The sequence below is a fragment of the Polaromonas sp. P4_H1 genome, assembly GCF_056400945.1.
This window is the reverse complement of the sequence record NZ_JBFUKG010000063.1, coordinates 1-699: the sequence shown is the minus strand read 5'-3', so window position 1 is coordinate 699 and position 699 is coordinate 1. Positions and strand designations below refer to the sequence as shown.

The 699-nt window shown below is 62.1% G+C and carries 1 protein-coding gene; it reads left to right on the top strand.

All coding sequences use genetic code 11. The features are described 5' to 3' along the window. Positions 1–699 (top strand): lytic murein transglycosylase (locus tag AC1DS5_RS25075; protein WP_477720954.1); only part of this gene is annotated, 699 nt, incomplete at both ends.

The following is a 699-nucleotide window of genomic DNA, read 5'->3' as shown; positions in this document are numbered from 1 at the left end:
GTATGCGTTGCCCTATGACGGCATTCGCGTGCTGGCGACGCAAGCCTATGTCGGTCGCCGCAAGGACCAGTATCGCGGCGAGTTCATCGCGGCATTGAAACTGATCGAGCGCGGCGACGTATCGCGCAAGGATCTGCGCGTGTCCTGGGGCGGCGCGACGGGGCTCACGCAATTCCTGCCGTCGGAACTGGATAAGCACGGCGTCGATTTCGACGGCRACGGCCRTGTCGATATCTGGAAGTCGGTGCCGGATGCGCTGGCATCAGCGGCGCAGCAACTCACGAACAAGGGTTGGCAGCGCGGTCTGCGCTGGGCCTATGAAGTGCGTGCGCCGGCCAATGCCGACTGTACGATGGGTGTGCCAGAAGTCACCCGGCCGATTGGGGAGTGGATTCGTGCCGGCTTCATTCCGGTCCGTGGCGAGAAGCTCAGCGCGGCGGAGCAGGCGCAGCCGGCATCGCTGCTGCAGCCGGAGGGGATCTATGGCCCGGCCTTCCTGACGACGAAGAACTATTTCGTCATCAAGGAATACCATTTCTCCGATCTCTATGTGCTGTTCGTCGGCCATCTCAGTGATCGAATGGCCAATGCGCAGCCCTTTGCAACGCCGTGGTCGGCATCGAACCAGTTGCGCAGCACCGATGTCGAGGCCATGCAGCGGCACCTGACGAAGCTTGGTCTCTATGCCGACAAGATGGA